The organism is Nocardioides albus (assembly GCF_014648255.1).
GTDB lineage: Bacteria > Actinomycetota > Actinomycetes > Propionibacteriales > Nocardioidaceae > Nocardioides > Nocardioides albus.
In genome coordinates this window covers 77,076-97,405 of the sequence record NZ_BMQT01000009.1, presented here as the reverse complement: position 1 = coordinate 97,405, position 20,330 = coordinate 77,076, and the positions used below count along the sequence as shown (strand labels likewise).

Here is a 20,330-nt window from a genome sequence, read left to right as displayed (position 1 = left end):
TGGACGACATGTGTCGCCCAGGTTCATGCTGAACCCATGACCGAGCTCTCCACCCTCGAACAGTCCCGTCTCCTGCGTACGCCGCTGCCCGGCCCCCGCTCTCAGGAGCTCATGGCCCGCAAGGTCGCGGCCGTGAGCCAGGGTGTGGCCACGACCATGCCCGTCTTCGCCGCCCGTGCGGCCGGCGGCATCGTCGAGGACATCGACGGCAACCGCTTCATCGACCTCGGCTCCGGCATCGCGGTGACCACGGTCGGCTCCAGCGCCGCCCGCGTGGTCGACGCGGTGGCCGATCAGGTCGCTGCCTTCACCCACACCTGCTTCATGGTCACGCCCTACGAGGGCTACGTGGCGGTCGCCGAGCAGCTCGCCCGACTCACCCCGGGCGACCACGAGAAGCGCACCGCGCTGTTCAACTCCGGCTCCGAGGCCGTCGAGAACGCCGTGAAGATCGCCCGTTCGTTCACCGGCAAGGACGCGGTCGTCGTCTTCGACCACGCCTACCACGGGCGCACCAACCTCACCATGGCGATGACGGCGAAGAACATGCCCTACAAGCACGGCTTCGGGCCGTTCGCCGGCGAGGTCTACCGGGCACCGATGTCCTACCCGTTCCGCGACGCCCCTGAGATCGACGGCAAGCTGGCCGCCGCCCGCGCGACCGCCCAGATCGAGACGCAGGTCGGCGCCGAGAACCTCGCCGCCGTCGTGATCGAGCCGATCCAGGGCGAGGGCGGCTTCATCGTCCCGGCGCCGGGCTTCCTCGCCGCCCTGGCGGAGTGGTGCCGGGCCAACGACGTGATCTTCGTGGCCGACGAGGTGCAGTCCGGCTTCGGCCGCACCGGCACCTGGTTCGCCGTCGAGCACGACGGCGTCGTCCCCGACCTCGTGGTCAGCGCCAAGGGCATCGCCGGCGGCCTCCCGCTCGCGGCGGTGACCGGTCGCGCCGATGTCATGGACGCGGTTCACCCCGGCGGCCTGGGCGGCACCTACGGCGGCAACCCGCTCGCCTGCGCCGCCGCGCTGGCCGTGATCGAGACCATCGAGGCCGAGGACATGCTCGCCCGGGCCCGCCAGATCGAGGAGCGCCTCCTCGGCCGGCTGCGCGAGCTGCAGGCGAACGACCCGCGCATCGGCGATGTACGTGGCCGAGGTGCGATGATCGCCGCCGAGTTCGTCGACCCGGCCACCGGCAACCCCGACGGTGCGGTCGCCAAGGCCGTCGCCGCCTACGCCCACAGCCAGGGCGTCATCACCCTGACCTGCGGCACCTGGGGCAACGTCATCCGCTTCCTCCCGCCGCTGAGCATCTCCGACGAGCTGCTCGACGACGCCCTCGACGTGCTCACGGCAGGGCTGGAGCAGGTCTCGTGACCGTCACCATCGAGAAGCCTGAAGCGACGGAGACGAACGTCCTCGACGACGCCCGCACCCAGCTCGCGCAGGCGGTCGAGGTGCTGGGTCTCGGGCCCGAGGTGCACGCGATGCTGGCCGCGCCTCGCCGTGAGGTGAGCGTCAGCATCCCGCTGCGTCGCGACGACGGGTCGGTCGAGGTGCTGCGTGGCTACCGCGTCCAGCACAACTACTCCCGTGGCCCCGGGAAGGGCGGCGTACGTTTCGACGCCCGCGTCGACCTGGACGAGGTCCGCGCCCTGGCGATGTGGATGACCTGGAAGTGCGCGCTGCTCGACGTCCCCTACGGCGGCGCCAAGGGCGGCGTACGGGTTGACCCGCGCGGCTACAGCAAGGCCGAGCTCGAGCGGATCACCCGGCGCTACACCTCCGAGATCGCGCCCCTGATCGGGCCGAACCAGGACATCCCGGCGCCCGACGTCGGCACCGACGAGCAGACCATGGCCTGGATGATGGACACCTACTCCGTCGGCCGCGGCCACACCGTCCTCGGCGTGGTGACCGGCAAGCCGATCTCGGTCGGCGGGTCGCTGGGCCGGGCCGGCTCCACCTCCCGCGGCGTGGTGGCGGTCGCTGTCGAGGCGCTGCGTCACGTCGGGATCGCGCCGGAGGGCGCCACCGCCGCCGTGCAGGGCTTCGGCAAGGTCGGCCGCGGCGCAGCCCGCTTCCTGGCACAGGAGGGCGTCCGGGTGCTCGCGGTCAGCGACGTCAACGGTGCCGTGCACACCGCCGACGGTCTCGACATCGCCGCCCTCGAGGCGTACGTGGACGTGACGGGCAGTGTCGTGGACTTCCCCGGCGGCGCCCCGATCCAGAGCGAGGAGGTCCTCACCGCCGACGTCGACCTGCTCGTTCCCGCCGCGGTCGAGGGGGTCATCCACACGGGCAACGCCGGCCAGGTGCGCGCCCGGGTCGTGGCCGAGGGCGCCAACGGCCCGGTGACCACCGCCGCCGACGAGGTGCTGTCCGCGAACGGCGTGCTCGTCGTGCCCGACATCCTCGCCAACGCGGGCGGCGTCGTTGTGTCCTACTTCGAGTGGGTCCAGGCCAACCAGTCCTACTGGTGGAGCGAGGCCGAGGTCGACGAGCGCCTCGTCGAGCGGATGATCCGTGCCTGGAACGATGTTCTCGCCTACGCCACAGCGAACCAGCTTTCCCTGCGTCTGGCAGCCACGTGCATGGCTGTCGAGCGCGTCTACCGAGCCCACGAAGTGAGAGGCCTCTACCCGTGACCGATCTGACCACCCGCCCCGAGAACACCTACCTGGACGCTCTCGACGCCGGCAACGGCGTCCTCGTCGGCGGCCGCTGGACCCCGGGCGCCGACGGGGTCTTCACCGTGGAGAACCCTGCCACCCGTGAGGTCGTCGCCGACGTCGCCGACGGCACCACCGCGGACGCCACCGCGGCCGTCGACGCGGCTGCCGCGGCGCTCCCGGCCTGGTCGGCGACGCCGCCGCGGACCCGCAGCGACCTGCTCAACCGCGTACGTGAGCTGATGCTGCGCGACGCCGACGAGCTCGCCGCCCTGATCGCGCTCGAGAACGGCAAGTCCCTCACCGACGCTCGGGGCGAGGTCGGCTACGCCGCCGAGTTCTTCCGCTGGTACGCCGAGGAGGCCGTGCGCCCGCACGGCGACTTCGGTTCCTCGCCGGCCGGTGGCACGCGCACCATCGTCACCCACAAGCCGGTGGGCGTGGCCGCGCTGGTGACGCCGTGGAACTTCCCTGCCGCGATGGCCACCCGCAAGATCGCCCCGGCGCTGGCCGCGGGTTGCACGGTCGTGCTCAAGCCGGCCGCCGAGACCCCGCTGACCGCGCTCGCGGTCGCCAGGCTGATCGCCGAGGCCGGCGTCCCCGACGGCGTCGTCAACGTGGTCCCCGGGACCGACGCGGCCGGCATCGTCAGCACCTGGCTCACCGACCCGAGGGTCCGCAAGATCTCCTTCACCGGCTCCACCGGCGTCGGCCGCATCCTGCTGCGCCAGGCTGCCGACAGGGTCGTGAACACCTCGATGGAGCTCGGCGGCAACGCGCCGTTCGTGGTGACCTCGAGCGCCGACGTGACCGCCGCTGTCGAGGGTGCGATGGTCGCCAAGTTCCGCAACGGGGGACAGGCCTGCACCGCCGCCAACCGGCTCTACGTCCACGCCGACGTCGCCGAGGAGTTCACCGCCCGGCTGGGTGCCGCCGTCGAGGCGCTCCGGGTCGGCCCGGCCGAGCAGGGCAGCGACATCGGCCCGCTCATCTCCGAGAAGGCGTACGCCACCGTCACCGGCCTGGTGGACGCTGCGGTGGCCGCTGGAGCCGTGATCGCCCACCGCGCGGAGGTGCCGTCCACGGAGGGCTACTTCTACGCGCCGACGGTCCTCACCGACGTACCGGCGGACTCGCCGCTGCTGCGCGAGGAGATCTTCGGGCCGGTGGCCCCGATCGTGGTCTGGAGCGACACCGAGGAGCTGCTGGCTTCCGTCAACGACACCGAGTTCGGCCTGGCGGCCTACGTCTACGGCGAGATGGGTGAGGCGCTGCACGTGGCCGAGCGGATCGACGCCGGGATGGTCGGGGTCAACCGCGGCCTGGTCTCTGACCCGTCGGCACCGTTCGGCGGCGTGAAGCAGAGCGGCATCGGCCGCGAGGGCGCCCGGGCCGGGCTGGAGGAGTACCTGGAGACGCAGTACCTCAGCGTCTCCTGGTGAGTTGATCGGGTGGGGTCGCTCGTGATTGGCATCACGTCGGCCCCATCACCGATGATGTGACTCAGGCCACCTGCACACCCTGCGGGCGGCCACTCGGGATGGCCTCACCCGGCGGTCCCGCAAACACTCCAGACGGACCACCAGTGCCGCCCGGCAGATTGAGGAGTCACCCATATGACCGCAGTGTTCGAGCCCGGGACCTCGTTCGAGGCGTACGACCTGGCTGACCGATACCGTGTCGGAGCCGGCCCCGTGCTGCTGACCGGGATCCAGGCGATCGCGCGGATGCTCGTCGAGCAGCGCGCCCTGGACCAGCGCCGCGGGATGCGGACCGGCACCTTCATCTCCGGTTACCCGGGCAGCCCGCTAGGTGGCCTGGACCAGCTGCTGCTGGGTCTGCCGAAGGAGATGGCCGACGCCGACATCACCGTGGTCCCCGGCCTCAACGAGGAGCTCGCCGCGACCGCCGTGTGGGGCTCGCAGTCGGCGGTCACGCTCGACACCGAGCGCTACGACGGCGTGACCGGGGTCTGGTACGGCAAGGGTCCCGGTGTCGACCGCGCGCTCGACGCGATGCGGCACGCCAACATGTACGGCGCCCACCCCGCCGGCGGCATGCTGATGCTGGTCGGCGACGACCCGGCCGCGAAGTCGTCGACCGTGCCTGCGGTCAGCGAGCGCACCCTGGCCTCCCTCGGCATCCCGGTGCTCTTCCCGCGCAACGCCTCCGAGATCGTCGAGTACGGGATGGAGGGCATCGCCCTCTCCCGCGCCTCCGGCTGCGTGGTCGCGCTCAAGATCGTCGCCGACGTGGCCGACGGCGCCTGGGTGGTCAACCCGGAGATCGGCGTCCTCGACCCGGTCATGCCGAAGACCGAGTGGCAGGGTGTCCCCTACACCTACGAGCCGACCAAGATCGAGCTCTTCCCCGAGCGGATCGTCGGCGCCGAGGCCAAGCTCTACGGCCCCCGGATGAACGTCGTGAAGGCGTACGCCGCCGAGAACCGGCTCAACCGGATCGAGGTCAAGGCTCCGGGCGCCAAGGTCGGCATCGTCGCCTCCGGCTCGTGCTACGACTCGATGCGCCAGGGGCTGAAGGACCTCGGCCTCGGCCACGACGAGCTGATGGCCGCCGGGATCCGTGTGCTGCGGCTGGGCATGATGTGGCCGGTCGAGCCCACCATCGTGGAGGCCTTCGCCGAGGGGCTCGAGGAGATCGTCGTCGTCGAGGACAAGACCTCCTTCATCGAGCAGGGCATCCGCGAGATCCTCTACGGCGAGCCGTCCGCGCCCGTCATCGTCGGCAAGAAGGACCGCGCCGGCGTCCCGCTGGTCCCGCTCGACGGTGAGCTGACCGCCGGCCGTCTGCTCGCGCCGCTGCGCCGTGCGCTGAAGGGCCGCGCCGAGCTGAAGTCCGCCGGTCCGGCCCGGATCGACCTGCCGCTGCTCTCGACCTCGCGCACCCCGTACTTCTGCTCCGGTTGCCCGCACAACCGCTCGACCGCGCTCCCGGAGGGGAGCCTGGGCGGCGGCGGCATCGGCTGCCACACCCTGGTGACCGCCTCGCAGCGCGAGGACAGCGCGGTCGTCGGCATCACCCAGATGGGTGGCGAGGGCTCGCAGTGGATCGGCCAGGCCCCCTACAGCCACGCCGGCCACACCTTCCAGAACGTCGGCGACGGCACCTTCTTCCACTCCGCGCAGCTGGCCATCCAGGCGTGCGTCGCGGCGGGGGTCAACATCACCTACAAGCTGCTCCACAACGACGTCGTGGCGATGACCGGCGCCCAGAAGCGGCAGGGCGCGGTCGAGATGGCGCAACTGACCCACAAGCTGATGAACGAGGGCGTCAAGGCGATCATCGTGGTCGCCGACGAGCCGAAGCGCTACCGTCGCAACAGCTTCCCCGCGGGCGTACGCCTGTGGCACCGTGACCGCCTCGAAGACGCCCAGCTGGAGCTGCGTGAGATCGAGGGCGTGACCGTGCTGATCTACGACCAGCACTGCGCCGCCGACGCGCGCCGCCAGCGCAAGCGGGGCACGATCGAGGCCCGCAACACCAAGATCGTGATCAACGAGGCCGTGTGCGAGGGCTGCGGTGACTGTGGCGTGAAGTCCAACTGCCTCTCCGTGCAGCCGGTCGAGACCGAGCTGGGTCGCAAGACCCGCATCGACCAGACCTCCTGCAACACCGACTACACCTGCGTCGAGGGGGAGTGCCCCTCGTTCATGGCGGTCGAGACCGACCCGACGGCCAAGAAGGCGAAGAAGTCCACCCCGGCGCCGCCCGAGGTGGCCGACCCCGGCTACGGCGACCTGGAGCGCACCTACGGCGTCTTCATGGCCGGCATCGGCGGCACCGGCATCGTCACCGTCAACCAGGTGCTCGCCACCGCGGCGCTGCGCGCCGGCTTCGGTGTGGAGTCGCTCGACCAGGTCGGGATGAGCCAGAAGGCCGGCCCGGTGACGGCTCACCTGCGGTTCGGTCCGGGCTCGATCGACCCCTCCAACCGGGTCACCCCGGGGTCGGCGGACGCGCTGCTCGGCTTCGACCTGCTCACCCTCGCCGAGGGCAAGAACCTCGCCTACGGCGACCCGGAGCGCACCCGAGCTGTCGTGTCGACCAGCAAGACCCCGACCGGGCCGATGGTCTACGACAAGGACATCGCCTACCCCGCCGACGACGAGCTGCTCACCCGCGTGAACGGGGTGACCTCCTCGCTGCGCGCCTTCGACGCGCTCTCCGCAGCCGAGACGCTCTTCGGTAACACCGCCGCGGCCAACTTCCTGCTGGTCGGCGCCGCCTACCAGGCCGGTGCCCTGCCGATCCCCGCCGAGGCTATCGAGGAGGCCATCGGCATCAACGGTGTCGCGGTCAGCGCCAACGTCGCCGCGTTCCGCTGGGGCCGGGCCTCTGTCGCCGCTCCGGAGGAGTTCGCCAAGGTCACCGGAACGGCCACCGCGCCGGTCGAGGAGATCCTCGTGCCGGCTCTGGACGACGCGAAGCTCGACGGCGAGGTGCGCCGGCTCGTCGAGTTCCGGGCCCCGAAGCTCGTCGCCTTCCAGAACCAGGAGACCGCTCGCCGCTACGTCGAGCTCGTCGACCGGATCTGGAACGCCGAGCGTGCGGTGACCGCCGAGACCCGCTTCTCCGAGGCCGTCGCCCGCTACCTGTTCAAGCTCACCGCCTACAAGGACGAGTACGAGGTCGCCCGGCTCCTCACCGCGCCGGCCGCGCTCGACGGGGTCCGTGCCGAGGTCCAGGGCAAGATCAGCTTCAAGCTGTCGCCGCCGGTCTTCGGGCCGCTCCTGAAGGGCCGCAAGATGACCTTCGGACCCCGCTCGCACTTCATGCTCCGCCTCCTGGCGACCATGAAGTTCCTCCGCGGCACGATCCTCGACCCGTTCGGTCAGGCCCACGTACGCCGCACCGAGCGCGCCCTGCTCGCGCACTACTCGGCGCTGGTCACCGACCTCGCCGCGAACCTCACCGAGGAGTCGTACGCGCGGGCGGTCCGCCTCGCCGAGCTCCCCGACATGGTGCGGGGCTACGAGAACGTGAAGATGCGCAACGTCGAGACCTACCGCGCGGCGCTCGCTGCCGAGGGGATCGACCTGAGTCTCTGATCAACGGCGCTCAGAGGAACGGCTCGGCCGTCGGGGGATCTCCTCCGGCGGCCGAACTCATGTCCTCAGCCGACTACTCGAACCGGGTACGGCTAGAACGCGTTGTGCGTGCTCGAAGGACCGTCACTCACGCCGAACGCCTCAGCCAGCCTGGACTGCCCACCTGCGCTGTCGAGACGTTCCTCCACCCGGCGGATGTTGCGGGCGGAGGGGTAGGCGAAGAAGGCCATCAGGCCCAGCGAGATGGCTGCGCCGATGAGGTACGTCATCAGCTGACCCTCGGTGAGGACGAAGGCCAGCGCGAGGGACACGATCGCGATGATCTCGCTGAGGACGAGACGCAGGAACATCGAGGTCTGCTGCCGCTGCAGCCCTTCCCGCGTCGCCTGCTCCGAGTTCGTCCCCGGCGTGATCGGCACCGCCCGGAACCCGATCGCTGAGCACAGCACGAAGACGACGACCCCGGCTGCGACCTGCCCGCCGATGACGTACGCCGAGGGCAGTGTCAGGTCGGCCTCGGGCACGCTGAGCGCGACGACGATACCCAAGATGAGCAACATGGACATGAACGCGAGCGTCAACATCTGGGACATACGCATCGCTGGTGTGGGCATCTGAGCTCCTCCTCGACCGACTGGTGAGGGAAATCTAGCGGCCCGGGATGCAGTTCACATCCCGGGCCGCGGCGGGGACGGTCAGGCGCGCCAGGTGATCAGCGCGTCGAGCGCCTCGATTCGATCTCCGGAGACGAGCAGCGGGTTGACCTCGAGCGACTCGAGCTCGTCGCCCAGGGCCCCGGCGATGGCGCCGATCCTGGCGACCACTGCCGCGAGCTCGTCCAGGTCGACCGGTGTCTGGCCGCGAGCGCCACGGAGGACGGCGACGCTGCGCAGCGACTCGACCGCCTGCCGGGCCTCGGCCTCCGAGACCGGCAGCAGCCGCAGCTGGGAGTCGCCGAGGATCTCGACCCAGATGCCGCCCATGGCCACCGCCAGGGTGAGGCCCCAGGACGGATCGCGGACGACCCCGACGAGCAGCTCCGTGCCACCTGATCGCATCGGCTGGACGATCGTCGTGGTGCCGTCGTGGCCCGATCTCGCCAGCGAGTCGGCGATCCGCACGGCAGCGGCGCGGACCGAATCGGCATCGTGCAGACCGAGCTCCACGCCGCCGAGGTCGCTCTTGTGCTCCAGATCGTCGGCCGCCGCTTTCAGCACCACGGGAAAACCGACCTCCTCGGCAAGGCGCGCGGCCTCGTCGGGGGAGGTGGCGACCCGCGACGGCACCATCGGGATGCGGTTCGCGGCCAGGAAGCCCCCGGCGTGGCGCTCGGTCCAGGTCCCGGTGCGTGCGGGCAGCCCGTCCGGGACCTCGATCTCGACCGAGAACGGCGTGTCGGCGCCCGCCTGATGACGCCGGTACGTCTCCGACCAGCGCACCGCGTGACCCAACGCGGTCATCCCGTGCTCGATACCGCCCGCGATCTGCGGATAGTTCGACGCCTCCCGCAGAGCTCGCCCGGTCTCGCTCACGTCGACCAGGACATTGCCCACGATCACCACCGGCTTCGGCGAGGAACGGATCACCCCGCCGGTGTGCCGGTAGGTCTCCACCGCCAGATCGAAGTCCGGCGTCGCCCGCGGCATGTCCTGCAGCAGCATGATGATGTCGACACCAGGATCGGCGGCGACCACGTCGAGGGCCTTCGACATGAGCTGGCGGTCGAGCAGGACGTATCCCGTGACGTCGAGCGGGTTGTTCGGCGTCGCGAACGGCGGCAGTACGCCCCGGAGCGCTGTCGTGGTCGCCTCGGCGAACTCCGGCAGCTCCAGCCCCTCGTCCTCGGCCCGGTCGGAGATGATCTCGGAGGCGCCGCCAGAGGGGGTGACGACGCCGATCCGGTTGCCCGGGAGAGGACCGGTCTCGGCGAGCATGCCGGCGGTGACCATCAGATCCTCCAGCGAGCCCACGCGGATCACCCCGAGCTGGCGGAAGGCGGCGTCGACGGTCTTGTCGTCGCCGACCAGCGCACCGGTGTGGGCCTGAGCGGTCCGAGACGCCTTGACGCTGCGACCGATCTTGAGGGCCACGATCGGTTTGCCCGCCGCCAGAGCCCGCCTGGCGATGTCGGCGAACTCTTCCGGGTGCCGGATGCTCTCCAGGAAGAGCGCGATCACCTTCGTGTTCGGTGAGTCGACCAGCGCGTTCATCACGTCGGTCACCGACATCGCGGTCTCGTTGCCCATCGAGACCAGCAGCGAGATCCCGATGTTGCGTGCCTGGGCGAAGGCCAGCACGTTGCTGGCCAACGCACCGCTCTGCAGCACGACTCCGACCGAACCGCCCAGGAGCGGGGGAGGGATCGGCAACCCGTACGGAGTGATCGAGTCGGCCGCGTTGATGAACCCGTTCCCGTTGGGGCCGAGGACGGTGAGGTCGTGCCGGCGGGCGATGTCGGCGACCTCCTGCTCGCGGACCACGCCCTCACCGCCTACCTCGCCGTAGCCGGCGGTGAGGATGACGTAGTTCCGGATGCCGCGGGCCGCACCCTCCTCCAGGATCCGCGGCACGACCCCGATCGGCGTCATGACGTAGGCGAGGTCGACCGGGCCGGGGATGTCGGTGAGGCTGCGGTGGGTCTCGACGCCGTGGACGACAGGCGTCTTCGGGTTCACCAGGTGCACCTCCCCGGCGAAGCCGTGCTGGAGAAGGTTGTTGTAGGTGCTCATGGACCAGCCGGACTTGTCGGTCGCCCCGACCAGGGCGACCGACTTCGGGCTGAAGAACTCCTGAAGTCGATCGGCGTCGAGCGTGCTCATGCCAGCGACGCTCCCACCTTGACGTGGCCCTTGAGGAGGTTTCGCGCGATCGTGCGGCGCTGGATCTCGTCGGTGCCCTCGAAGATGCGTAGCAGGCGGAGCTCGCGGTACCAGCGCTCCAGCGGGAGCTCCTTGGTGTAGCCCATGCCGCCGTGGATCTGGAGAACCCGGTCGACGACGCGGTTGGCCATGTTGGTGCCGTACAGCTTCGCGATCGACGAGGTGTGCCGGGCGTCGACGCCGTTCTCGACCTGCCAGGCGGCGTGCAGGGTCAGCCAGCGCGCGGCCTCCAGCTCGACGGCGCTGTCGGCGATGTGACCCTGGATGAACTGGTAGTTCGCGATCGGCTGACCCATCGAGTGCCGGTTGTTGGCGTGCTCGATGGCCATCTCGAGCATGCGTTCGGCCGCACCGATGGCTCCGGCCGGGATCATGAAGCGACCGTTGCCGATCCACTGCATCGCCAGCTCGAAGCCCTTGCCCTCCTCTCCGAGGATGTGATCGTTCGGGACCCGGACGTCCTGGAAGCTCAGCGCACCCGGGCCCCACTCACCCATGGTCGGGATGGGCGTGGACTCCCAGCCCATCGCGCGGTCGACCAGGAAGCAGGTGACCCCGCCATCGGCACCCTTGTCCGGGTCCGTGACGGCGAAGACCATGACGAAGTCGGCCTCGTTGCCGTTGGTGATGAAGACCTTCTCGCCGTTGATCACCCAGTCGTCGCCGTCACGGACCGCCCTGGTCCGGATGTTGCGGGCGTCGGAGCCAGCGCCGGGCTCGGTGATGGCGAAGCAGCTGCGGCGATCGCCCTCGATGGTGGGGATGAGGTATTCCTGCTTCTGCGCCTCGGTGCCGGCGTAGAGGATGTTGTCCGCGCTGCCGCCGAAGCGGAACGGCACGAAGGTGCGGCCGGCCTCGCCGGCGATGATCGCCGACATCAGGGCGCCTGCGGCCATGCCGCCGTACTCCTCCGGCGTGTTGATGCCCCAGTAGCCGTACTTGCGGGCCTTTGCCTGCAGGTCCTTGAGCTGGCCCGGCTCGAGGGCCGGCCTGCCGTTTCGCTCGTTGAGGAGAACCTGGTCCTCCAGTGGCATCACCTCTTTGGTGATGAACTGGCGAACCGCCTCCTTGACCGCTCGATGCTCTTCTCCCAGCGCGAAGTCGATCATTGCCCGCTCCTTCAGTTAGAGTGAGTTTCTAGAATCATTTTCTAGAATGGACTATGAGAAGCGTCACGCAGTCGCGGTTCGTCGTCAAGAGGAATTGCGCATATTCTGAGAAGATCCCGCAGGACGACGAGGAGTGAACGATGTCGCTAGAGGTCGAACCGCAGAGCCCCGGAGGGCGTCGTTGGGCCAGGACCGAGGAGACGCGTCGTCAGCTCTTGGACGCCTCGCGGGAGGTCTTCGCCGAGAAGGGCTACACGGTGGCGAGCGTGTCCGACGTCGTCGCCCGCGCGGACTCCAGCGTCGGCAGCGTCTACCACCACTTCGGTGGCAAGGAACAGCTCTACCTCGCGCTGTGGGAGGAGTACGTCGACCGGCTCGCGGCCGCTGCGGCTGCGAGCGTGGCGAAGATCCGCAAGAGCGGCGTGGAGTCGCCGCTCGACCAGTTCGAAGCAGGTGCACTGGCCTATCTCGACGCCGTCTGGGAGGACCGCGAGCTGCTCCCGGTCTTCTACGCCGGAGACGGCCCGCCCGGATTCGAGGTGATGCGCCGACGCCGCAACACCGAGTGGATCCGCCGCAACCTGCAGGTCCTCGGCCTCGGTGCCAGCGACGAGGACAAGCTCCTGGGTGCGATCCTGACCGCGCTCATCGGTGAGGCGGCCCGGATGACGGCCGGGTGCGAGACCAAGCGCCAGGCGAGGAGGGTCGCCCGGCACGCGATCGCGCTGGCCCAACGGCTCTTCGACGGCGAGCTCACCGCGGACGTGCCCGCGGGCCTCTGAGCAGAGCCCGAGGCCTAGCGCGACCACCGAGAGCGACGATCAGCGCCAGGTGGCCACTCCACGGTCGATGACCACGGTGCCGTCCTCCTTTCGGGTCTGGAAGGCAGTCGTGGCGTCGTCGACGCGCCACATCGCGACCTGAAGGGCCTCCCCGGGGAGGACTGGTGCGGAGAAACGCCCGCTCATCGTCGCCAGCCGGTCCCCGTCGCCTTCGGCGATCGTACGTAGCAGCGCTCGGCCGGTGACCCCGTAGGTGCAGAGCCCGTGCAGGATCGGGCGTTCGAAGCCTCCCCGCGCGGAGAAGCGCGGGTCCGAGTGCAGGGGATTGCGGTCGCCGCTGAGGCGGTAGAGCAGCGCCTGGCCGGGCCAGGTCGGCATCGCCGCCACCGCGTCGGGGTCACGCTCCGGGATCGGCGAGACCGCCTTGGGACCAGGATCGCCGCCGAAGCCGCCTTCTCCGCGGATGAACACCGAGCTTCGGGTGGTCACGACGGGGTCGCCGGAGCCCGGGTCGACCGCCTCGGCCTCGCTCGTGACCAGGGCTCCCGAGCCCTTGTCGTACATGCCGGTCACCTGGGAGGTGAGCGAGACCGTACCTGACGCGGTCAGCGGGCGATGGAGGACGACCTCCTGCTCGGCGTGGACCAGCATGGCGGGGTTGAAGTCGCCCATCTTCCGCCCCCCGCGCCTGGCGCCCCAGGTGACCATCACCCCGAAGGTGGGCAGCACCTTCTGCTCCGGGCACGCGTCGTCCCCGTGCTCGGTGGTGTAGGCCAGATCGCTGAGCGGATCGTCGTGACCGGCACCGACCCCGAGGGCGTACAACAGGGTGTCGGCGCTGGTCCAGGAGCGCGCCTCGGGCTCGGAGCGTACGCCGATGACGGACTGGTCGAGACTCATGCCTCGGGGGTCCTTCCGTTGGTGAGCGAGTTCGCGCGAGCGTCAGCGATCATGCTGGGAAGCACCACGTCGAGCTCCTCGACGGTCCACGGCCCGTCCTTCTCCTCGGTCGGGCCGGCGACCCAGCCCTCGGCCACGCTGACGTGTCCACCACGTACGTTGAAGACGCGGCCGGTCACCTCGCGCGCGGACGGCGAGGCCAGCCAGGCGACCACAGGGGAGACGTTCTCCGGTGCGCCCGGGTTCCACTCGCCCTCGGCCACCTGAGGCCGGTTGGGGTTGAGGTTCTCGGTCATCCGGGTCAGCGCGGCCGGGGCGATCGCGTTGACCGTGATGCCGTAGCGGCGCAGCTCCTGGGCGGCGATCACGGTCATCGCCGCGATCCCGGCCTTGGCGGCGCCGTAGTTGATCTGTCCCGGGTTGCCGTAGATGCCCGATGAGGACGTGGTGTTGATGATCCGGGCATCGACGTCCTCGCCGTTCTTGGAGAGCTCGCGCCAGTGCTGGGCGGCCACGCTCATCGGCGCGAAGGTGCCGCGGAGATGGACCTTGACGACGGCGTCCCACTCGTCGATGGACATGTTGACCAGCATCCGGTCGCGCAGGATGCCGGCGTTGTTGACCAGGACGTCGACCTTGCCCCACTCGTTGAGGGCGTCCTGGAACAGCTTCTGCGCGCCTTCGGGATCACTGATGTCGCTGCCGTTGGCGATCGCCTCGCCGCCGAGTGCGCGCACCTCCTCGACGACCTGCTGGGCGGGGTCGTCGGCCTTGCCGGTGCCGTCGAGGCCGGCGCCGAGGTCGTTGACCACGACGACGGCTCCACGCCGCGCGAACTCGAGGGCGTGGGCGCGGCCGAGTCCACGCCCGGCGCCGGTGATGATGACGACCTGTCGGTCGGTGTCTGCCATGGGTCCTGCTCCTTCGGGTGGTGGGGTCAGTGCTGGTTCAGGGCTGGTCAGGGCTGGTTGGCGAGGATCAGGGTCGCCGCGCTCATGAACATGCCGCCGTTGCCGAGCACCAGGCTGGTGCTGACGTCGTCGACCTGCGCGGCGGCCTCGCCGCGCAGCTGGCGTACGGACTCCTGGATCGCGAACATCCCGTACATGCCGGTGTGGGTGTAGGACATCCCGCCGCCGTTGGTGTTCATCGGCAGCCGCCCGCCGGGCGAGGTGTGGCCATCGGCGACGAACGCCCCCGACTCCCCGCGGCCGACGAAACCCATGTCCTCGAGGCCGTAGAGAGGGACGTGCGCGAAGGCGTCGTAGATCATCAGATGGTCGATGTCCGCGGGCGAGGTGCCGGACTCCTTGAACGCCGCCTGGCTGGACAGCGTGAACTGCTTGCAGCGGGTCATGTCCTCCATCTGCGAGATCAGCGGCGTGGTGGCCGCTTCGCCGGTGCCGAGGATGTGGACCAGCGGCTTGTCGCTGCCGTGCGCCTCGGCGAACTCCCGCGAGGCGACGACCAGGGCTCCGCCACCGTCGGTCACCAGGCAGCACATCAGCAACGTGAACGGGTCGGCGATCATCTTGGCGCCGAGGACGTCGTCGACGGTGACCTCGTCCCGGAACATCGCCCGAGGGTTGCGGGCGGCCCAGCGCCGTTGGGCGACCGCGACCTCGGCGAGCTGCTCGAGGGTGTTGTCGGTCTCGTGCAGGAACCGGCGGGCCGGCACGGTGAAGCTGGTCGGCGGACCGACGATCCCGTACGGCATCTCGAACTGCGCCATCACCGAGTCGTTCCCGCGGGGAAACGGTGGTGCGCCCACCCGGGACCGCCCGGACTCGCCGTGGGTGATCAGCACGACGTCGGCGTAGCCCGCCTTGATCGCCGCTGTCGCGTGACGTACGTGGAAGAGGAAGGAGGAGCCGCCGACGCCGGTGCCGTCGACGTAGGTCGGGGTGATCCCGAGGGCGTGCGAGACCTGGATCGGGCCGGGAACCGAGACCGAGGCGATCCCGTCGACCTGATCCTTGGTCAGGTTCGCGTCGGCGAGCGCCCGACGGGCACCCTCGACATGCAGCTCGAGGGTCGAGGTGTGGGGCAGCTTGCCGATGTCGGTCTCGGCCGCGCCCATGATGACGACGTCGCGACTCATCGGGCCTCCTCCTTCGCAGCGTTCTCGCTCACCGGGACGAAGACGGGAACGGCAACGCCCGTACGCTGCTCGAACCGCACCTCCACGGGCATGTCGAGCTCGAGCGTCTCCGGCTCGGCATCGACGAGGTTGGTCATCATCCGGGGGCCTTCCTCGAGCTCGACGACGGCGATCACGGTCGGCACCGGGAAGCCGGGTGCGGGTCGGTGGGAGACGACGTAGGTGTGCAGCAGGCCCCTGCCCGAGCAGGTCACCCACTCCAGGTCGGTGGAACCGCACCGCGGGCAGGACGAGCGCGGGTAGAAGAAGACCTGGTCGCACGGTCTGCACCTCGGCAGATCGAGCCTGCCGGCGGCGGTGGCGTCCCAGTAGGGCTGGGTCTCCGGCGTCGCCCGCGGCGCGAACCGCGCCTCCGGAGACACCTCGGGGTCCTTCGTGGTCATACGGTGCTGCCTTTCTCCCGCGCTCCGAGGGCACGAGTGTCGAGGTAGTGCAGGATGGCCTCGACCGAGGCCCGAGCGGCCGGACGACGTTGGTCGTCGACCTTGGCGTAGACGTGGTCGGTGATCTGCTCGCGTGCCACCCCGTCGGCGAGCAGCCCGGCGACCTGGTCGATCCGGCGCTGCCTGTCGGTGATCCGCGCGTGCAGGTAGGTGGTCGGCTCGCGCACTGCCGGCCCGTGGCCCGGCAGCAGGATCCAGTCGTCGTCGACAAGGTCGGCGATCCTGGCCATCGAGCCGAGGATGTCCGCGACGGTGCCGTCAGGATGCGAGATGTACGGGTTGAACCGGGCCAGCACGGTGTCGCCGGTGAGCATCACGCGTCGGTCGCCGAGCGAGAAGCTCACGCCGTCGGATGTGTGCCCGGGGGTGGAGAGGGTGCGGATCTCTGTACGCCGGCCCAGGTCGAGCCGGCTCCCGTCGGGGATGACCCCCTGCTGGATCCGTGGTCTGATCGCGGCCTGCCAGCGCTCGGCGACTGCATGGGCGGCCTGGGAGTGGTCGCCGTGATGGTGGCTGAGGAGAACCGTCTCGACGCGGGCACCCGCATCGCGGACCACCTCGTCGATCCGGTCCAGATGGCCGGGGTCGGTCGGACCGGGGTCGATGACCACCGCCCGACCGTCCCCGACGACGATCCAGGTGTTCGTGCCCTCGTACGTCCAGTGGTTGGCGTTCGGCGCGAGCAGCAGGTGGACGCCGCCGGTGACCTCCACCGGCTCCTCCGGTCGCGGCGGGGCCTCGCCGACGTCCCAGATCGCATCGATGCGACAGGAGTCCTCCCGCACGGGAGGGCCGCTGCTCACTCCTGCTCCATCCACATGTTCTGGAGCTCGCGGGAGGAGTAGTCCGGGTGGGGGTGGTAGTCGTGGACCTTGCCCGAGTAGAGCGTCTGGGTGTCGTACGCGTAGAGCGGCAGCGGGGTGGAGACGTTCTCCATGATGTAGCGCTCGATGTCCTGCAGCGCCTTCTCCCGCTCGGCCTCGTCGGTGATGACACGCTGGGCGGCGACCATCTTGTCGAGCTCGGGGTCGTCGACCTTCGACCAGTTGCGGGTCCCGGTGCTGGTGTATTCCGAGGTGAGGTACTCGTCGGCCGTCAGCATGGGGGTCTGCAGGCCGTACATGATGTCGTACTTCGTCTCGGGCCACGTGGAGCTGACGTAGGTGGCGTAGTCCTGCTGGTCGATGGTCAGCTTGATGCCGATCTTGCCGAGGTCCTCCTGGATCCACTGGGCCTCGCGCAGGATCGTCTCGCCGTAGCCGTCGGTGGCGACCAGGTCGGCCTCGAAGCCGTTCGGGTACCCGGCCTCTGCCAGCAGCTCCTTGGCCTTCTCGGGGTCGTACTCCAACAGCTCGTCGACCTCGTCCTGGGGCAGTGCGCCGAACAGCGTGGGCGTGATCGGGCCGGTGAGCGTCCCGCCCGAGCGGAGCGCCTTGATCATGCCTTCCTTGTCGATCGCGTGCGCGACCGCGCGACGGACCTCGAGCTTGCTGAACGGCCCTTCGGCTGCGTTCATGAAGACCCGGGTCTGGGTGATGCCCTTCTCGGTACGCAGCTGCAACCCGTCGATCTGGTTGAGGAGCTGGTCGACCTGGCGCTTCTCGGTGGAGAGCGAGGAGATCATGTCGAGCTTGCCGCTGCGCAGCGCAGCGATCTGTGCCTGCGCGTCGGGGAGCACGGTGGTCTGGATGCCGTCCAGGTGGGGGAGACCCTCGACGAAGTAGTCGGGGTTCTTCTCCATGACGCGCTCCTGGTCGCGCTTCCAGCTCTTCAGCATGAACGGACCGGTGCCGATGGCGTCCTCGGCCAGGTCGAACTCGCCCTTGGTGCCCTCGCAGGGGAGGATCGACATGAACGGGTTGGCCATCGTCTGGTCGAAGGCGGTGTTCGCCGACTGGAGCGTGAAGACCACGGTGTACGGGTCGGGGGTCTCCAGCTCGGCGACGTTGGCGACCAGGCCGAGCTGGTGCCCGGGCAGGCTCTTGATCCGATCGACCGTGCACTTCACGTCGGCCGAGGTGAGCTCGCGGCCGTCGACCGGCGGCTTGTCGTGGAACTTCACACCCTGCCGGAGGTTGAAGGTCCAGGTCTTCAGGTCGTCCGACTTCGACCACTTCTCGGCCAGGTCGCCCTCGAGCTCGCTGGAGCCGTACTCGACGTCCTGGCCGGTCTTCGGCGCGACCAGCCGGCTGTAGACGGTCCCGACCGCGACGTGGGTCATGTAGGACGCCTCCTTGTGGATGTCCAGCGAAGGGGCGTCGGTGGTGGCCGCCGTGTGCAGGATGCCGCCGTCCTGGGGCGGCCCCGCGTCCTCGACGATCTTGCCTTTCCCGGAGGTGTCTGCGCCCGTGCCGCAGGCGGCGGTCAGGGCGAGACAGGCGGCGGCGACGGCTGCGCCGACGGTCCGGCCCGGTGATCTCTTGAGACGAAGCATGGTGTGGGACATCACGGACTCCTTGGATGGGATGGGCTAGCGGCGCTGTTTGGGGTCGAGGAAGTCGCGCATGGCGTCACCGAGCAGGTTGAACGCCAGGACGGACACGGAGAGGATCAGACCGGGAACGACGGTCATCCACGGAGCGATCTCGAGCTGGCTGCGGCCTTCGCTGAGCATCCGGCCCCACGAGGGCGTGGGTGGCGGGGTGCCGATGCCCAAGAAGCTGAGAGCGGACTCGGCGATGAGGATGACGGCGAAGAGCAGGGAGCCCATGACGAAGAGCGGGGCCATCAGGTTCGGCAAGCCGTAGCGGACCAGGATCCGCGGGGTGCTGCAGCCGACCGAGCGGGCGGCCTCGACGTACGGCTCCTCACGGATGCGGAGCATCTCGCCGCGTGCCACACGGTTGATCGAGGGGATCACCAGCAGGCTCAGGGCGATCACGGTGTTGCGTACGCTCGGCCCGAGCAGGGCGGCCACGAAGAGCAGCAGCACGATCGAGGGGATCGCCATCAGCGCGTCCATGATCCGCTGCAGGACGGAGTCGACCCAGGTGCCGCCGAAGTAGCCGGAGACGACCCCGATGACCAGACCGATCAGTCCCCCGAGGGCGAGGGTGGCGACCGCGATCAGCAGCGAGGTCCGGGCGCCGTAGAGCGACCGGCTCAAGACGTCTCGGCCGAGCTCGTCGGTGCCTGCGGGATGGCCGCCGACCCCGGGCGGGGTCAGGATGTTGACCCGGTCCTGGGCGAGCGGGTCGTACGGAGCGATCCAGGGCGCCAGGACGGCGACGACCACGAAGAGCGTGATCAGGACGAGGGCGATGGCGCCGAGCGGCTGTTCGGTGGCGAACCGGACCAGGCCGCTGCGGGTCTTGGGGCGGCGGGCGGCACGCGCGGTTCCGGAGATTGCAATGCTCATGCGGTGGCTCCTTCGTACCGGATCCGGGGGTCGATGACCGCGTAGAGCAGGTCGACCACGACGTTGACGAGGATGAAGATCGCGCCGTAGAAGATGACGCAGCCGAGGATGACGGGGTAGTCGCGCTGCCCGACCGCCTCGAAGATCAGCGACCCCATACCCGGGATGGCGAAGATCCGCTCGAGGATGACGGTGCCGCCGAGGATGTGACCGACCTGCAGGCCGAGCACGGTGAAGACCGGGATCATCGAGCTTCGGCCGGCGTGCTTGAGCACGACCACGCGCTCGGACGCGCCGCGGGAGCGGATGGTCCGGATGAAGTTGGAGCCGAGCACCTCCAGCAGCGAGGACCGCAGCATCCGGGCGATGCTCGCCATCGTCGCGGCGCCCAGAGCGATCGCCGGGAGCAGCATGTGGACCAGGTTCTGTCCGAGGTCTTCGGTCGGGGAGACGTAGACCAGAGGTGGGGACCAGCCGAACCACAGAGCCAGGAAGGTGATCAGGAGGAGCGCCAGCCAGAAGTTCGGCAGCGACATCCCGATGACCGCGAGGAAGCGCATCACGTTGTCGGTGATGCTGTGGTGTCGGATCGCGGAGAGCATGCCGAACGGCACTCCGAGCAGGACGCCGAAGAGGATGGCGAGCAGACCGAGCTCGAGGGTGGCCGGCAGGCGCTCGAGGATCTTGGTCGTGACCGGTCGACCATCCTCGAACGAGGTGCCCAGGTCGCCGTGGAGCAGCCCGCCCACGAAGTGGCCGAACTGGGTCAGGATCGGCTCGTCCAACCCGAGCTCGGCGGTCCGCTGGTCGATCTGGGCCTGGGTGACTCCGGGGGCGTCGGCCAGCTGGAGCCGGACGACGTCGCCAGGGATCAGGCGGATGATGAGGAAGACCAGCACGGCGACCAGGGCGAGCACCAGCAGGCCGTAGGTCAGACGTCGTCCGGCGTAGAGAAGCATG

General features: G+C 69.6%; 16 protein-coding genes. 5 read left to right on the top strand and 11 right to left on the bottom strand.

Annotation, left to right across the window (positions count from 1 at the left end):
- The first annotated feature begins 36 nt into the window (after nt 1-36).
- The 4 genes from gabT (at nt 37) to IEY84_RS19135 (ending at nt 7,738) form a co-directional block, all read left to right on the top strand.
- Complete coding sequence (gene gabT, locus IEY84_RS19150; RefSeq protein ID WP_183545890.1) at nt 37-1,374, top strand: 4-aminobutyrate--2-oxoglutarate transaminase; 1,338 nt, start codon at nt 37-39, stop codon at nt 1,372-1,374.
- Nucleotides 1,371-2,645, top strand: a complete 1,275-nt coding sequence (locus tag IEY84_RS19145) for a Glu/Leu/Phe/Val family dehydrogenase (RefSeq protein WP_221208851.1) — start codon at nt 1,371-1,373, stop codon at nt 2,643-2,645. The genes gabT and IEY84_RS19145 overlap by 4 nt, the downstream gene beginning before the upstream one ends.
- Before the next feature lie 5 nt (nt 2,646-2,650).
- Nucleotides 2,651-4,111 carry an NAD-dependent succinate-semialdehyde dehydrogenase gene (locus IEY84_RS19140; protein WP_183546319.1) on the top strand — a complete coding sequence of 487 codons (1,461 nt, stop codon included), beginning with the start codon at nt 2,651-2,653 and terminating at the stop codon, nt 4,109-4,111.
- Nucleotides 4,112-4,285: 174 nt separating this feature from the next.
- Entirely contained in the window at nt 4,286-7,738 is a 3,453-nt protein-coding gene (locus IEY84_RS19135) for an indolepyruvate ferredoxin oxidoreductase family protein (RefSeq protein ID WP_183545888.1), read from the top strand.
- A 92-nt stretch (nt 7,739-7,830) separates the two neighbouring features.
- Here IEY84_RS19135 and IEY84_RS19130 read toward each other — a convergent pair whose 3' ends face one another.
- The 3 genes from IEY84_RS19130 to IEY84_RS19120 form a co-directional block, all read right to left on the bottom strand.
- Nucleotides 7,831-8,304: a hypothetical protein gene (locus IEY84_RS19130; protein ID WP_183545886.1), complete on the bottom strand. Its 474-nt coding sequence runs from the start codon at nt 8,302-8,304 to the stop codon at nt 7,831-7,833.
- A gap of 129 nt (nt 8,305-8,433) precedes the next feature.
- Nucleotides 8,434-10,557, bottom strand: coding sequence for an acetate--CoA ligase family protein (locus tag IEY84_RS19125; protein ID WP_183545884.1), 2,124 nt, complete (start codon nt 10,555-10,557; stop codon nt 8,434-8,436).
- Complete coding sequence (locus IEY84_RS19120; protein ID WP_183545882.1) at nt 10,554-11,726, bottom strand: acyl-CoA dehydrogenase family protein; 1,173 nt, start codon at nt 11,724-11,726, stop codon at nt 10,554-10,556. The genes IEY84_RS19125 and IEY84_RS19120 overlap by 4 nt, the downstream gene beginning before the upstream one ends.
- A gap of 140 nt (nt 11,727-11,866) precedes the next feature.
- Here IEY84_RS19120 and IEY84_RS19115 point away from each other — a divergent pair, with 140 nt between their 5' ends.
- Nucleotides 11,867-12,508 carry a TetR/AcrR family transcriptional regulator gene (locus IEY84_RS19115; RefSeq protein ID WP_183545880.1) on the top strand — a complete coding sequence of 214 codons (642 nt, stop codon included), beginning with the start codon at nt 11,867-11,869 and terminating at the stop codon, nt 12,506-12,508.
- Nucleotides 12,509-12,547: 39 nt separating this feature from the next.
- Here IEY84_RS19115 and IEY84_RS19110 read toward each other — a convergent pair whose 3' ends face one another.
- The 8 genes from IEY84_RS19110 to IEY84_RS19075 are packed head-to-tail and all read right to left on the bottom strand — an operon-like array spanning nt 12,548 to nt 20,329.
- On the bottom strand, nt 12,548-13,408 hold the full coding sequence (locus IEY84_RS19110) for a MaoC/PaaZ C-terminal domain-containing protein (protein ID WP_183545878.1): 861 nt from the start codon (nt 13,406-13,408) through the stop codon (nt 12,548-12,550).
- The gene (locus IEY84_RS19105; protein ID WP_183545876.1) at nt 13,405-14,319 is read right to left on the bottom strand and encodes an SDR family oxidoreductase; all 915 of its coding nucleotides are present in this window, start codon (nt 14,317-14,319) and stop codon (nt 13,405-13,407) included. The genes IEY84_RS19110 and IEY84_RS19105 overlap by 4 nt, the downstream gene beginning before the upstream one ends.
- A 47-nt stretch (nt 14,320-14,366) precedes the next feature.
- Nucleotides 14,367-15,509 (bottom strand): thiolase C-terminal domain-containing protein, encoded by a 1,143-nt coding sequence (locus IEY84_RS19100; protein ID WP_183545874.1) that lies wholly within the window; start codon nt 15,507-15,509, stop codon nt 14,367-14,369.
- Nucleotides 15,506-15,952, bottom strand: coding sequence for a Zn-ribbon domain-containing OB-fold protein (locus IEY84_RS19095; protein ID WP_183545872.1), 447 nt, complete (start codon nt 15,950-15,952; stop codon nt 15,506-15,508). Before IEY84_RS19095 ends, IEY84_RS19100 begins: the two co-directional genes overlap by 4 nt.
- The gene (locus tag IEY84_RS19090) at nt 15,949-16,815 is read right to left on the bottom strand and encodes an MBL fold metallo-hydrolase (RefSeq protein WP_183545870.1); all 867 of its coding nucleotides are present in this window, start codon (nt 16,813-16,815) and stop codon (nt 15,949-15,951) included. The genes IEY84_RS19095 and IEY84_RS19090 overlap by 4 nt, the downstream gene beginning before the upstream one ends.
- The gene (locus tag IEY84_RS19085; RefSeq protein ID WP_183545868.1) at nt 16,812-18,458 is read right to left on the bottom strand and encodes an ABC transporter substrate-binding protein; all 1,647 of its coding nucleotides are present in this window, start codon (nt 18,456-18,458) and stop codon (nt 16,812-16,814) included. Before IEY84_RS19085 ends, IEY84_RS19090 begins: the two co-directional genes overlap by 4 nt.
- Nucleotides 18,459-18,482: 24 nt before the next feature.
- Complete coding sequence (locus IEY84_RS19080) at nt 18,483-19,370, bottom strand: ABC transporter permease (RefSeq protein ID WP_183545866.1); 888 nt, start codon at nt 19,368-19,370, stop codon at nt 18,483-18,485.
- Nucleotides 19,367-20,329, bottom strand: a complete 963-nt coding sequence (locus tag IEY84_RS19075; protein WP_183545864.1) for an ABC transporter permease — start codon at nt 20,327-20,329, stop codon at nt 19,367-19,369. The genes IEY84_RS19080 and IEY84_RS19075 overlap by 4 nt, the downstream gene beginning before the upstream one ends.
- Nucleotide 20,330 lies beyond the last annotated feature (1 nt).